The organism is Thalassospira profundimaris (genome assembly GCF_003326675.1).
Lineage (GTDB): Bacteria > Pseudomonadota > Alphaproteobacteria > Rhodospirillales > Thalassospiraceae > Thalassospira > Thalassospira aquimaris.
Window position 1 is genome coordinate 85,904 of sequence record NZ_JPWF01000008.1, and the last position, 12,559, is coordinate 98,462.

The 12,559-nt window shown below is 52.7% G+C and carries 16 protein-coding genes; 2 read left to right on the forward strand and 14 right to left on the reverse strand.

Annotation, left to right across the window (positions count from 1 at the left end; all coding sequences use genetic code 11):
- Positions 1-209: 209 nt before the first annotated feature.
- A complete protein-coding gene (locus tag TH19_RS13135; protein ID WP_114102816.1) occupies positions 210-791 on the reverse strand; it encodes a YceD family protein in 582 nt (193 codons plus the stop codon).
- Between the two features lie 13 nt (positions 792-804).
- Positions 805-1,365, reverse strand: a complete 561-nt coding sequence (locus TH19_RS13140) for a ubiquinol-cytochrome C chaperone family protein (protein WP_258547954.1) — start codon at positions 1,363-1,365, stop codon at positions 805-807.
- A gap of 157 nt (positions 1,366-1,522) precedes the next feature.
- Here TH19_RS13140 and TH19_RS13145 point away from each other — a divergent pair, with 157 nt between their 5' ends.
- Complete coding sequence (locus TH19_RS13145) at positions 1,523-1,972, forward strand: outer membrane protein assembly factor BamE (RefSeq protein WP_114102817.1); 450 nt, start codon at positions 1,523-1,525, stop codon at positions 1,970-1,972.
- A 22-nt stretch (positions 1,973-1,994) separates the two neighbouring features.
- Here the strand turns inward: TH19_RS13145 and thiL are convergent, their stop codons facing one another.
- The 9 genes from thiL to rpiB form a co-directional block, all read right to left on the reverse strand.
- On the reverse strand, positions 1,995-2,972 hold the full coding sequence (gene thiL, locus TH19_RS13150; RefSeq protein WP_114102818.1) for a thiamine-phosphate kinase: 978 nt from the start codon (positions 2,970-2,972) through the stop codon (positions 1,995-1,997).
- A 1-nt stretch (position 2,973) separates the two neighbouring features.
- Positions 2,974-3,471 carry a transcription antitermination factor NusB gene (nusB, locus tag TH19_RS13155; protein WP_114102819.1) on the reverse strand — a complete coding sequence of 166 codons (498 nt, stop codon included), beginning with the start codon at positions 3,469-3,471 and terminating at the stop codon, positions 2,974-2,976.
- Positions 3,471-3,935, reverse strand: a complete 465-nt coding sequence (gene ribH, locus TH19_RS13160; RefSeq protein WP_114102820.1) for a 6,7-dimethyl-8-ribityllumazine synthase — start codon at positions 3,933-3,935, stop codon at positions 3,471-3,473. The genes nusB and ribH overlap by 1 nt, the downstream gene beginning before the upstream one ends.
- Before the next feature lie 4 nt (positions 3,936-3,939).
- Positions 3,940-5,094, reverse strand: coding sequence for a 3,4-dihydroxy-2-butanone-4-phosphate synthase (ribB, locus tag TH19_RS13165; protein ID WP_114102821.1), 1,155 nt, complete (start codon positions 5,092-5,094; stop codon positions 3,940-3,942).
- Between the two features lie 6 nt (positions 5,095-5,100).
- Positions 5,101-5,688, reverse strand: a complete 588-nt coding sequence (locus TH19_RS13170) for a riboflavin synthase (protein ID WP_114102822.1) — start codon at positions 5,686-5,688, stop codon at positions 5,101-5,103.
- Positions 5,689-5,692: 4 nt separating this feature from the next.
- Entirely contained in the window at positions 5,693-6,814 is a 1,122-nt protein-coding gene (gene ribD, locus TH19_RS13175) for a bifunctional diaminohydroxyphosphoribosylaminopyrimidine deaminase/5-amino-6-(5-phosphoribosylamino)uracil reductase RibD (protein ID WP_114102823.1), read from the reverse strand.
- Positions 6,814-7,287: a transcriptional regulator NrdR gene (nrdR, locus tag TH19_RS13180; protein ID WP_008891109.1), complete on the reverse strand. Its 474-nt coding sequence runs from the start codon at positions 7,285-7,287 to the stop codon at positions 6,814-6,816. The genes ribD and nrdR overlap by 1 nt, the downstream gene beginning before the upstream one ends.
- A gap of 23 nt (positions 7,288-7,310) precedes the next feature.
- Positions 7,311-8,585: a serine hydroxymethyltransferase gene (glyA, locus tag TH19_RS13185; RefSeq protein WP_114102824.1), complete on the reverse strand. Its 1,275-nt coding sequence runs from the start codon at positions 8,583-8,585 to the stop codon at positions 7,311-7,313.
- A 108-nt stretch (positions 8,586-8,693) separates the two neighbouring features.
- Positions 8,694-9,128, reverse strand: coding sequence for a ribose 5-phosphate isomerase B (gene rpiB, locus TH19_RS13190; protein ID WP_114102825.1), 435 nt, complete (start codon positions 9,126-9,128; stop codon positions 8,694-8,696).
- A gap of 465 nt (positions 9,129-9,593) precedes the next feature.
- On the opposite strand from rpiB, the gene TH19_RS13195 reads away from it, so the two are divergent.
- Positions 9,594-10,013, forward strand: a complete 420-nt coding sequence (locus tag TH19_RS13195) for a Ros/MucR family transcriptional regulator (protein WP_114102826.1) — start codon at positions 9,594-9,596, stop codon at positions 10,011-10,013.
- Between the two features lie 125 nt (positions 10,014-10,138).
- Here TH19_RS13195 and TH19_RS13200 read toward each other — a convergent pair whose 3' ends face one another.
- The 3 genes from TH19_RS13200 to TH19_RS13210 form a co-directional block, all read right to left on the reverse strand.
- Positions 10,139-11,257, reverse strand: a complete 1,119-nt coding sequence (locus TH19_RS13200; protein WP_114102827.1) for a branched-chain amino acid ABC transporter substrate-binding protein — start codon at positions 11,255-11,257, stop codon at positions 10,139-10,141.
- Between the two features lie 206 nt (positions 11,258-11,463).
- Positions 11,464-11,820, reverse strand: a complete 357-nt coding sequence (locus tag TH19_RS13205) for a DUF6867 family protein (protein ID WP_114102828.1) — start codon at positions 11,818-11,820, stop codon at positions 11,464-11,466.
- Positions 11,821-11,831: 11 nt separating this feature from the next.
- The gene (locus tag TH19_RS13210) at positions 11,832-12,542 is read right to left on the reverse strand and encodes an ABC transporter ATP-binding protein (protein WP_114102941.1); all 711 of its coding nucleotides are present in this window, start codon (positions 12,540-12,542) and stop codon (positions 11,832-11,834) included.
- Positions 12,543-12,559: the final 17 nt, after the last annotated feature.

Genomic DNA, 12,559 nt, shown 5'->3' on the forward strand with positions numbered 1-12,559 from the left:
GCCTAGCCATCAGGCCAAGCTTTGTCTTTTTTATGGCCGGAACGCCCGTAATTACCGGAATTCTCGACCAGTTACAAGGTAAAGCCGAGCCTCATATACGGCGCGTTCCCTATGCTGCCATAGGTATAGTGCCTGTTAAAAGTGAAATGCCGGTAAAAACCGGCATATTCATTTACCCTAATTTTCAAGCAGTTAGCCATCAGAGATGGTTACTTTTTCTTTTCGAGCTGCTCTTTCAAACCGGCGAGCTGCGCAAACGGATTTGGACGTTTTTCTTCCGCAGCTTCTTCTTCGGTTTTAACCGCAGCCGAAAGCTCCGCACCGTCTTTGCGCGGATACGGATTCATCGCAACGGCCAAAAACTGCGCAACAACTTCACCCAAATCGATTTTGCCATCGACAAGCGGCTCGGGCTGATCAAGCAACGCCATCAATTCTTCTTCTGACAAATCTTCAAGATCGTCCGGGCTCGACGGAAGGTCGTCTTCTGATACATGGGGTGAGAACAGAACTTCAACAGTGTCCTCTACCACTTCCGGCACAGGTTCGAGTGTCGCGACGCAATTCTGTACGATTTCGGCATTCATCGGACCGCGTACAGTCACTTCGCCATTTGACGCCGTGCTGATGGTGAGTTCTGCCGTAAGGCTGTCGATAGAAACCAGCTCGAAGCGCTTGGCCAATGCCGCGCGTTCGCTTTCGGTCGCTTCGATGACCAGCTTTTCTTTCGCACTTACCTGTTCATCGGTTTTGACGATGCGCGAAAATTCGGGAGTGAAGGTATCAGACATCAGGTCTTTCTTTCTATTGCGGGGCAGCAACGGCCAATTTGGGGGCATTGGGAAAATGCACCTTGCCATTCTGCAAATCTAAAATAGCCTGTTTTGACAGAACTGCCAGTGCATCATTTACATAGCCGACCATCGCCATAAGCTGTTCATCGGTTGCCGTCGTGTCGGCAAAAAGGTTGCGGTTCAACGCCGCAGCAAGTTCTGCGGCCCCCGACTGGACACCCTCTTCGTACGCAACAATGCGACCGTGATAGGATTCAGACATTTTGCGGATCCTTTTGAGGATTCCCACATCGCCAATCCCCATTTCGCGCATGTTCTGATCAAGGTCGGCGAACATCACATCAAAGATGGCCTGCGCCAAATCCTTGTCCCCATTTTCCGCCTTAAGACGGCGGAACAGAACGAACGCATGGACCAAAATAAGGTCGAAACGCCCCTCCAAAGTGTCGGGAACACCCAGTTTTGCGTAAAAGTCCGGTTGGCGTGCCTGGGTTACCATTGCGGTGTAAAGTTCAAAGGCAGCAGTTTGCTTGCGGTCTTTTTTCTTAAGCCATCCAAACAACAGTAACACTCCTTCGTTGACATTCCTGTCATGGCACGCAGAATGCCGTAAATCTTATTCGGGGCGGTTCTGCCCCGGTCATTGCCCGGCAATATCATGCGCCTAGCGCAGAAACTCAAGGCAATTCCGGTTTGATTACAACAAGAGGGTCGCTCTGGTGAGCTTCATGCATAACAAAATTACCCGCATTCCCCTGATCATGCTGGCTGGATTGGCTGTTATTTATGTGTCGGCATGTAGTCCTCGGATTGCAACGCGTGGCAATGCGCCAGAGCCAGAACAGCTTGAACAGATCACGGTCGGAGAATCGACAAAGGGTGATGTCACCGACATTCTCGGTTCGCCTTCAACGGTTGCAGCTTTTGATGAAAATGTCTGGCTATATATTTCAAAAACAACCGAAACTGTGGCTTTCTTTGAACCTGAAACGGTCCAGCAGAAAGTTGTTTTGATCAGCTTTGATGCAGCCAACCGCGTCGAAATTCTGAGCCAATATGACCTTGAAGACGGCAAACCGGTAATCCCGACAGATCGCGTCACCCCGACCGCCGGTCGTGAAATGACGATCCTGCAACAGCTGTTTGGCAACCTTGGCCGCTTCAGCGAAGGCAAATAGACCGCCTTGTCGTACTAGCTGATTATTCCTTGAAATGGTCGAACCCGCCAGACGCGAGTTCGGCCATTTTACCATCCAGACCCCGGATCAACACTTCACCGATGCGCTCAGTAACTTCGCCAATTACAGTTACCCGATTGCCAAGTGCGGCGATATCATCCTTGCTCCCGGCAATCAGCAGTTCGTAATCGTCACCGCCCCCCAAAATCTGAGTCCAACGGCTGGAATTTTGGGCAAGAACTGCGTTCGCAGCGTCCGAAACCGGCATCTGATCCTGATAGAAAATCATCCCGACCTGTGACGCGTCGCAAATCTTGCGGCAATCTCCAGCAAGGCCATCGGACAAATCCATGGCGGCAATCCGCGATCCTGTCGCCATGCAAGCCTGGCTAACCTCGAAGCGCGGTTGTGGCACCCAGTAGCGATCCTGAAGGAACGCACGGTGCGCGGCATCAAGCGTTTGCAATTCCCCGGCAAGAACCGACAAGCCAAGTGCCGCATCGCCCAGAGTCCCGGTCACGGCGAGAACATCCCCCGGACGTGCGAAATCACGCCGAAGGGCCCTGCCCGCCGGTACATAGCCAAATGCTGTCAGGCTGAAAAATGTTGGGCCCGGCGTGCCGACGGTATCACCACCAAGCAAAGAGACATCAAAGGCCTCGCAATCCTTGCCGAAGCTTTTGGCAAAGCACGCAATCCAGTCTTCTGAAAGATCACGGTTATAGCCGGTGGTCAGGACCACACCGCCGGGAACAGCCCCCATTGCCGCCAAATCGGACAGGTTTACGCGCAGAACCTTTTGCGCAACAGTTTCCGGGCTATCAACATTTCGGAAATGGACGTCAGCCACCAGTGCATCGGTGGTGACAACAATTTCGGAACCTGGTGGAGATGAAAAAACAGCCGCATCGTCCTTTAGGGATAATGCGGCCGGATTCCGTTGCGCAATGGGCGCAAAGTGGCGCGCGATCAGATCAAATTCTCCCGATCGCGCTGCCATATCAGTTCTGCCCGGCTTCACCAGCGCGCAGGTTCTTGCCAATGCGGTCAAGCACCGCGTTAACAAGCTTGGGTTCATTCTCGTCAAAGAACGAGTGAGCTGCGTCGACATATTCGGTGATGACCACACGCATCGGCACGTCTTCACGTGCCATCAACTCATATGTGCCTGCACGCAGGATGCTGCGCAGTACCGTTTCAAGACGTTTGGTGGTCCAGCCTTTTTCAAGCGCACCATCGATCAATACGTCAAGATCGGTCATGCGCGCAGCAACGCCCTGCACAAGATCAGCAAAGAAACCGCGATCCGGATCGATCAGGTCTTCATTACTGACATCAAGGTCGCGTCCACCGTCGCCATCAAGGCGGAAATCGGAATATTCGCGCACGATATCACTTGCCGGAAGCTGGGACAGCTCGGCCTGATAAAGCGCCTGAATGGCGGCAAAGCGCGCTGCGCTACGCCGCTGGGCGGCTGATGCCTTTGGTTTATCGGTCATTACTTGTGATGTATTCCAAAATGGTTTTGAACTTCGATCTGACGCAGAACAGCATTGGCAGCTTCGCCACCCTTGTTCTTTTCGTCCGCCTTGGCCCGTGCCAGCGCCTGTGCTTCATTCTCGACGGTCAGAATACCGTTACCAATCGCAAGATTGTAATCAAGGCAAAGCTGCATCAGGGCACGGTTGGCTTCTTCGCAGATGTGATCATAGTGTGTGGTCTCGCCACGGATAACGCAACCAAGTGCAAGATATCCGTCATAGCGCGGCCCCGTTGCCAGTTCTTCCATCGATTTGACGGCATAACGGATGGCAATCGGCACCTCAAAGGCACCAGACACCGAAATGCGGTCCCACGTTGCACCACCGGCTTCCAGAGTCGCTGCTGCACCTTTGACAAGGTCTTCAACGATATGCGTGTAATATGGTGCATCCACAATCAGAATGTGGGGGGCATTGGTCATGGTTTTATTCCTCCGAGACGACAAGCGGACGCTGATCAACCAGATTTAGGCCGAAGCCGTCAAGTCCTACAATGTGGCGTTTGGTATTTGAAAGCAGAATCATGTCGCGAATGCCCAGATCATGCAAGATTTGTGCGCCGACACCATAGTCGCGCAAATCCGCATCGCCGGTTGCTTGTGCAATTTCCTGACGCAAGGATTCGCCATCCCCGCCATTAAGTTCGATCAGCTTGGCGATAGCGGACGACAATGTATTGGGCCGGGGTTCACGGATCAGAACAACCACACCACGCCCCTCCTCACCAATTTGGCGCATAGCAGCTGCCAATTGTCCCTGATGCCCGATCTGCGTATCGCCCAGCACGTCTTCAAGAACATTCAGGGCATGAACACGGGTCAGGACCGGTGCAGCATCACTGATGTCGCCTTTTACAAGGGCGATATGTTCGGCATAGGTGATGTTGTTGACATATAAATGCATGTCAAACTCGCCACCATTCACACTTTGGATTTTCGTCGTCGCCTTACGCTGCACGACCTTTTCGTGCTTGCGACGATACCGGATCAGGTCCGCGATTTGTGCAATCTTCAGGTTATGCTTCTTGGCGAACTCCACCAGTTCCGGCAGCCGCGCCATTTCACCATTTTCGCTCATGATTTCGCAAATCACACCGGACGGATTCAAACCGGCAAGGCGTGCAATATCCACCGATGCCTCGGTATGACCAGCACGCACCAGAACACCACCCGCACGCGCACGCAGCGGAAATACGTGGCCTGGCGTCACGATATCATGACGACCGGCAGTCGGATCGATGGCAACCGCAACTGTGCGGGCACGATCCGGGGCCGAAATGCCGGTGGTAACACCCGTTTTTGCCTCGATCGAGACCGTAAAGGCGGTCTCGTGACGGGTACCGTTATGGGCACTCATCATGGTCAGGCCAAGTTCGTCACACCGCTCGGATTCCAGCGTCAGGCATATCAAGCCACGGCCATGGGTTGCCATGAAGTTGATGGCATCCGGTGTTGCCATCTGGGCCGGAATGACAAGATCGCCTTCATTTTCGCGATCTTCATCATCGACCAGAATGAACATCCGGCCATTACGGGCCTCTTCGATGACTTCTTCAATCGGTGACAGATATTGATTTGGCATCTTTGATCAATCCTTACCCAGCATCCGCGCAACATAACGCGCCAGCATATCGATTTCGAAATTGATGCGGTCGCCCGGCTGTTTCGCGCCAAGGGTGGTATGCGTTTGCGTATGTGGTATCAGATTGATACCGAAACTGTTTCCGTCAACCTCGTTAACAGTCAGAGACACGCCTTCAAGCGTCACTGAACCCTTTGATGCGATATATTTTGCGAAAGCTTCGGGTACTTCAAAGGTCAGACGAAGCGAGTCACCTTCGGGAATGCGCTTGGTCAGGGTCGCAACCCCGTCAACATGGCCAGATACGATGTGGCCCCCAAGCTCGTCACCCACACGGGTTGCCTGTTCGAGATTGACCTTGGCACCCACCGACAGATCACCCAAGGTCGTGCGATCAAGGCTTTCGGCAGATGCCTCGATGGCAAACCAGTCTGTACCGGTTTCGATTACCGTCATGCAGGCACCGTTACATGCAATCGACGCCCCCAGAACGATCTTTGACGTATCAAAAGATGTCGTGAACTCGAACCGGGTATCACCGGTTTTCTCAATGGCGCGAACAGTTGCAATATCGGTAATGATGCCAGTAAACATGCCGTTATTCCGTTTTAAAATCATAAGTTACCGCGATATCTTCACCGACTGAACGAACAGACGTTCGGGTAAATCGCGGCATATCTGAAAGCTTTTCGATGCCAAGTTCTGCGACCATTGCCTTGCCCTCCGCCCCCAGAACGGACGGGGCAACGAAATGAATGATCCGGTCAACCAGTTGCGCATTCAGCAGTCCGGCAGCAAGGTTACCACCCGTCTCCACCAGCACCCTGGTCAGTCCAGCATCGCCAAGCTTTTGCATGACGTCATGTAGGTCCAAATGATCGCCCGCGCATCTGGCAGCGATCACTTTTACCGAAGTTTTTTCAAATTTTTCCGATAGTTCGATGAGTTTGCTATCTGCGGTGACAAGCCAGGTCGGAACATCATCCGCACTTAGGATCAGTTTTGCGGACGGTGAAACATCACCAATACGATCAAGAATAACCCGCACCGGCGAATGATGCCCGCGACCAGGCAAACGACAGGTCAAGGTCGGATCATCCGCCAAAACGGTCTTAGCCCCCACCAGAATGGCGTCATGGCTGGCCCGCAAAAGATGGCCTTCTTCGCGCGCAGCAGAACCGGTGATCCATTGGCTTTCGCCCGATTTGGTGGCAGATCGCGCATCCATGGTCGAAGCAAGTTTCAAAGCTACGAATGGACGTCCCTTTTCAATGCGGGACAGGAAACCTTCGTTAATCTTGCGGGCTTCATCAGAAAACAGGCCAACATCAACCTTGATACCGGCATCGGAAAGCATCTTGTGCCCGCGCCCGGAGACGCGATTATCCGGGTCGGTCAAGGCACTGACAACGCGTGCGACACCTGCTTCAATCAGGCCCGCGGCACAGGGCGGTGATTTTCCGAAATGACTGCAAGGTTCAAGGGTAACATAGGCAGTTGCGCCACGCGCCTGTTCGCCGGCCATATCAAGGGCAACACGTTCAGCATGGGGACGACCACCGGGACGGGTATTACCACGACCAACGATGACGCCTTCCGGGGATACCAGGACACAGCCAACTGACGGGTTTGGCCAGACATTTCCCAAACCGCGTTTTGACAGGCTCAATGCGACCCGCATGAAATGCCGGTCGTCTTCGCTAAACGCGGGGGGTGCCATTACTCTGCGTCCGCCTCTTCTTCCCCGTCATGCATTTTTTCCACGAATTGCTCAAAATCGCGTGCTTCGCGGAAATTCTTGTAAACCGAAGCGTATCGCACATAGGCGACCTGATCGAGGGCATTGAGCGCCTCCATCACCATTTCGCCAATGGTATCGGTTGAAATGTCGCTTTCGCCACTGCTTTCAAGACGACGCTGAATGCCATTCAGGGCCTTTTCAACGCGCTCATCTTCAATCGGGCGCTTGCGACAGGCAAGAAAGATCGACCGCGCCAACTTGTCGCGGTCGAACAATTCGCGTTGCCCGTCCGTTTTGACCACCATCAGTTCACGCAACTGCACACGTTCAAACGTCGTGAAGCGCGATCCGCAAGCCGGGCAGAACCGCCGACGACGAATGGCATGATGCTCTTCGGTCGGTCGGGAATCTTTGACTTGCGTGTCAGTATGTCCGCAAAACGGGCAACGCATTATCTATGCCTCAGCTCTGACGATCAGGAATAGATCGGGAAGCGTTTGCAAAGGTCTTCGACCTTCGCACGAACAGCTGCCTCGACCTCGGCATTGCCTTCCGGGCTGTCAACCATGGCATCAAGAACGTCACCGATCAGTTCACCGATCTGTTTGAATTCTTCAACACCAAAGCCACGGGTCGTACCAGCCGGCGTACCAAGGCGAATGCCCGAGGTAATGGTCGGCTTTTCGGTATCGAACGGAATGCCGTTCTTGTTGCAAGTGATGCCTGCACGTTCCAGTGCCACTTCTGCGGTGTTGCCTTTGAGGCCTTTCGGGCGCAGGTCAACCAGCATCAGATGGGTGTCGGTGCCACCGGTAACGATGTCAAAGCCGCGCTTGACCAGAACTTCGGCCAGTGCCTTGGCATTGTCGACAACCTGCTGTGCATATTCCTTGAATTCCGGACGCAGTGCTTCGCCAAAGGCAACAGCCTTCGCTGCAATCACATGCATCAGCGGACCACCCTGCAAGCCCGGGAAGACCGCAGAGTTGATCTTCTTGCCGATCTCGAGGTTGTTCGAAAGGATCATGCCGCCGCGCGGCCCACGAAGGGTTTTGTGCGTGGTGGTGGTAACGACATCAGCATACGGAAGCGGGCTCGGATGAACGCCACCGGCAACCAGACCGGCAAAGTGCGCCATATCAACCATCAGAAGCGCACCGACCTTATCAGCGATTTCACGGAAACGCTTGAAATCGATCTGACGCGGAATGGCCGAACCACCAGCAATAATCAAAGCCGGTTTGTGTTCAACAGCCAGTGCTTCAACCTGATCGTAATCAAGGGTCAGGTCGTCTTCACGTACACCATACTGGATCGCATTGAACCATTTACCCGACAATGCCGGACGCGCACCATGGGTCAGGTGACCACCGGCATCAAGCGACATACCAAGGATGGTATCGCCCGGCTTGCACAGAGCCAGCATGACCGCACCATTTGCCTGTGCACCGGAATGCGGCTGCACGTTGACAAATTCACAACCAAAGATTTCCTTGGCGCGTTCGATTGCCAGTGCCTCGGCAACGTCAACATACTCACAACCACCATAATAACGACGCGACGGATAACCTTCGGCGTATTTGTTGGTCAGAACAGTACCCTGCGCTTCGATAACAGCCTTGGAAACGATGTTTTCCGAAGCGATCATTTCGATCTGGTTCTGCTGACGGGCAAGTTCATCGGTGACGGATTTGAACAATGCCGGATCGGCGTCGGACAAGCTGGTAGAGAAAAAGCCTTTGAACGACATGCTGGGGCCTCTTTCGATGCGATGTGACGGGGCAAAGTGACAGGCGGGCAATTATCGTTGCACCCTGCCCGTTCTGGTTAATGCCAGATGGCGGTGAAATAATTCGGATCAGGACATCTTCGCAATGCGACCTTCATGACGACCGCCTTCAAATTCGGTCAAAATGAAAGCTTCAACGCAATCAAGTGCCGTCGCTTCGCCAAGAAGACGTGCGCCAAGGCACAGGACATTTGCGTTATTGTGCTGACGGCAAAGTTCAGTCGACAGACGATCATGAACCAGTGCGGCGCGAACCTGCGGGAAACGGTTGGCAGCGATGCTCATACCGATGCCTGAACCACAAACCAGAATGCCTGCCTCGGCCGAACCATCAATAATCGACTTTGCAACAGCCTGCGCGAAATCCGGGTAATCGACCGAAGCCGAACCATCAGTGCCGAGATCGGCAACTTCGATCCCGCGATCTTTCAGCAGCCCGATAATGGCAGATTTCAGCTCTACGCCACCATGATCAGAAGCAATGGCAAGGGTTTTGACGGTCATGTGCGCGCCTTCATTTGAAAGTCAAAGAATAAAATTGAGCGCCTTGTAGCATATAGCTGTGCCTCTGCCAACGCAGAGCTCGGCCCAAACAACAAGTTTTCCCCAAACGCGGCAACACGGTTTTCCTGGCCAGAAATTACATGGGCACTACCGCACCAAGAAAACAACACGCAATGGTATTCCCATGGAAAATTGCAGCACCCTAAAATGGCAAATATGAACTTCAGGAATAATAATTCTGGATTTAACCTGAATTGAAATACTATCCATTTGGTCAATATATGCGATATTCATCAATCAATAATCAAGGCACTTATTGTTCGGGTAAACTTATACGCTGCCATATATACTTGTTTTATGCACAAAGCAGATAACTGACCCTTGTTATTTTCTGTTGTTTGACTATCTCTTTAGAATAGTGCATTAGGTTTAATGTGAATTTTCAAATGAAGGATTACTTCAACCATGGCCGAAACTGAGAACAGCGTGCTTGACCGCGACGAACTCTTGCAGATGACCGTTGATATTGTATCTGCCTATGTCAGCAACAATGCGCTTGCTGCTGCGCAGATCCCGGAACTGATTTCTACTGTCTTTTCTTCGCTTGATGAAATTCGCGAAGTCGAGAAAGAACCTGAACAAGAGCCGATCAAACCCGCCGTTCCGGTCCGCAAATCCATCGGCGATGACTACATCATCTGCCTTGAAGACGGCAAAAAGCTCAAGATGTTGAAACGCCACCTGCGGACGACCTACAACCTGACGCCGGAAGAATACCGCGCGAAATGGGGGCTGCCGGCCGATTACCCGATGGTCGCACCGAACTACGCCAAACAGCGTTCCCAGTTTGCCAAGAAAATCGGCTTGGGCCGCAAGGCGAAATAAAGCCTAGAAATTTCAATACGACGCCTTAAACAAAAAACGCCACCCATTTGGGTGGCGTTTTTGCTGTCTTGTGAAAGACAAGGTGGTCAGTTTGACCAAGGACCAAACTGACCAGGATTTTCAACTTACGGATTCTGGATAGCACCTTCGAGGTACTGACCGTCTTTCCAGTTGTAGACCCAGTAACCCGGAGCATCGACGTCGCCTTTGGCGTCAAAGGTGATCGCGCCAAGAACGGTGTCAAAGGTCGCACCGCTGTGAAGCGCTTCGATGACAGCTTCAGAGTCAGTGGTGCCGGCTTTGGCAGCAGCCTGCGCCCAAGACTGGATCGCACCGTAGGTGAACAGGGTGTAACCTTCCGGCTTGTAGCCGATATCATCGAAATACTTGACCAGTTCCGCGTTGCGCGGATCCGTTTCAATGGCCGGAGAAGCGGTGAAGATCGTACCTGCGCCTGCATCGCCGGTGATTGCCCAATACTCAAGAGTATTGATCGCATCACCAGACATGACTTTGGTGTCCATGCCCTGCGCACGCATCTGACGAACGATCAGACCGAGTTCGGTGTGGTAGCCACCATAATACAGAACATCAATACCAGCTGCTTTCAGCTTGGTCACCAGTGCCGAGTAGTCTTTCTCGGCCGGGGTGATTGCTTCGTAAAGCGCTTCGGTAACGCCAGCAGCATTCAGGTTCTTCTTGGTTTCGTCAGCCAGACCTTTGGAGTAAGCCTGTTTGTCGTGAACAATGGCGATTTTCTTGTCGCCGAAGTTTGCAGCCAGGTATTTACCTGCAACTTCGCCCTGCTGGTCATCACGACCGCAAACACGGAACACGTTGTCCATGTCACGTTCGGTCAGCTGCGGGTTGGTCGAAGCCGGGGAAATCTGGACGATGCCTTCTTCGAAGTAAACTTCAGAAGCCGGGATCGAGGAACCCGAGCAGAAGTGACCAGCAACAAGAGCAACGTTCTTGCTTACGAGCTGGTTGGCAACTGCAACGGCCTGTTTCGGATCGCAAGCGTCATCGCCAATTTCGAGGACGAGCTTTTCACCGTTCACGCCGCCAGCAGCGTTGATATCTTCAACAGCTTTTTTCGCACCCTGCGTCATCTGTTCACCGAACGCAGCATAAGGACCGGTCATCGGACCAACAGTCGCGACAACGATGTCAGCTTTGGCTGCACCCATTGAAAGAACAAGCGCGGAAGCAGTGGCAAGAAGGCCGAGCTTGGTTTTCGACATTAGAGAAGTCTCCCTGTTCCAAAGGTTGGTCCCGTCACCATGACAGAACCATCTTTTCGGACCCGAAACCGGCTCATATTATTCGCCGATTACCGGTTTCAGCTCCCAAGTACTTTAGCACCCCAGAATTGACGCGCAATAGTACAAACCGGTTTATTGCCAATTATTTAGCAATAGAGTGGTGACGCAAAACGTCACCACAAAAATCAACGCACATCAGCACCTTCGCGGGCGCGAAATGCAAACGGCCCTACCCGTTCATACAGCCACGGATATTGCGACAGCATCTTGTTAACCTGCGTCAAGCGGAATGCCGCAAAGAGGATAGCAAACAAGATAACGGTGTCGAAAATGTAGCCTGTAAGCGAGAGAAGCTCGCCTTTGAACAGAGCATAGACCAGAAAACGGTCCACCAGCCCCAGCAACAAACCATAAGGCACGAGCTGATAGGATGGACGCCAGGTATTGGCGATGGCCTGCCCGGTCATGAACGAACAGAACCCCATCAAAATGATGGTGATGCCGATCGTCACACCGATGCTGGTACCAGTAATCGATTCCATATCAGATCTCCCTAGTGGCCGCCTTCGAGGTAAGCAGCACGGACTTCCGGATTTGCCAGAAGTTCCGCACCCGTCCCCGAGAGCGTAATGTTGCCATTGACCATCACATAACCGCGATGTGCAAGCTTGAGCGCATGGAATGCGTTCTGCTCGACAAGGAAGACAGTCACCTTGTTCTCACGGTTAATTTTCGCAACAGTCTCGAAAATCTGCTTTACGACAAGCGGTGCAAGACCAAGTGACGGTTCATCAAGCAAAAGAAGACGCGGACGGCCCATCAGGGCGCGACCGATTGCCAACATTTGCTGTTCACCGCCAGACATCGTGCCTGCACGCTGGCTGATACGTTCCTTAAGGCGCGGGAACAGATCAAACACCATTTCAAGATCCGAATTGAAATGTTTCGGGTCCTGGGTGATTGCCCCCATCTGAAGGTTTTCGAATACCGACATACGCGGGAAGATACGACGCCCTTCCGGCGATTGCTGAATGCCAAGATTACAAATCTCGTGCATCGGCATACGGCTGATATCCTGGCCTTCAAACAGAATGCGGCCTTTGCTTGCCTGTGGTGAACCACAGCAGGTCATAAGCAGCGTGGTCTTACCGGCACCGTTGGCACCGATAAGGGTGACGATCTCACCTTCGTTGACTTCCATATCAATGCCCTTGAGGGCTTCGATATTGCCATAGAAGGTATGAACACCTTCGATCTTAAGCATGGACATATCGATGAACT

Coding starts and splice junctions, on each gene's coding strand:
- TH19_RS13135 (WP_114102816.1), bottom strand. CDS start 791: ATGTCTGATACCTTCACTCCCGAATTTTCGCGCATCGTCAAAACCGAT.
- TH19_RS13205 (WP_114102828.1), bottom strand. CDS start 11,820: ATGGAATCGATTACTGGTACCAGCATCGGTGTGACGATCGGCATCACC.
- TH19_RS13170 (WP_114102822.1), bottom strand. CDS start 5,688: ATGTTTACTGGCATCATTACCGATATTGCAACTGTTCGCGCCATTGAG.
- ribH (WP_114102820.1), bottom strand. CDS start 3,935: ATGACCAATGCCCCCCACATTCTGATTGTGGATGCACCATATTACACG.
- rpiB (WP_114102825.1), bottom strand. CDS start 9,128: ATGACCGTCAAAACCCTTGCCATTGCTTCTGATCATGGTGGCGTAGAG.
- glyA (WP_114102824.1), bottom strand. CDS start 8,585: ATGTCGTTCAAAGGCTTTTTCTCTACCAGCTTGTCCGACGCCGATCCG.
- TH19_RS13210 (WP_114102941.1), bottom strand. CDS start 12,542: ATGCTTAAGATCGAAGGTGTTCATACCTTCTATGGCAATATCGAAGCC.
- TH19_RS13195 (WP_114102826.1), top strand. CDS start 9,594: ATGGCCGAAACTGAGAACAGCGTGCTTGACCGCGACGAACTCTTGCAG.
- ribB (WP_114102821.1), bottom strand. CDS start 5,094: ATGCCAAATCAATATCTGTCACCGATTGAAGAAGTCATCGAAGAGGCC.
- thiL (WP_114102818.1), bottom strand. CDS start 2,972: ATGGCAGCGCGATCGGGAGAATTTGATCTGATCGCGCGCCACTTTGCG.
- TH19_RS13145 (WP_114102817.1), top strand. CDS start 1,523: ATGCATAACAAAATTACCCGCATTCCCCTGATCATGCTGGCTGGATTG.
- nusB (WP_114102819.1), bottom strand. CDS start 3,471: ATGACCGATAAACCAAAGGCATCAGCCGCCCAGCGGCGTAGCGCAGCG.
- ribD (WP_114102823.1), bottom strand. CDS start 6,814: ATGGCACCCCCCGCGTTTAGCGAAGACGACCGGCATTTCATGCGGGTC.
- TH19_RS13200 (WP_114102827.1), bottom strand. CDS start 11,257: ATGTCGAAAACCAAGCTCGGCCTTCTTGCCACTGCTTCCGCGCTTGTT.
- nrdR (WP_008891109.1), bottom strand. CDS start 7,287: ATGCGTTGCCCGTTTTGCGGACATACTGACACGCAAGTCAAAGATTCC.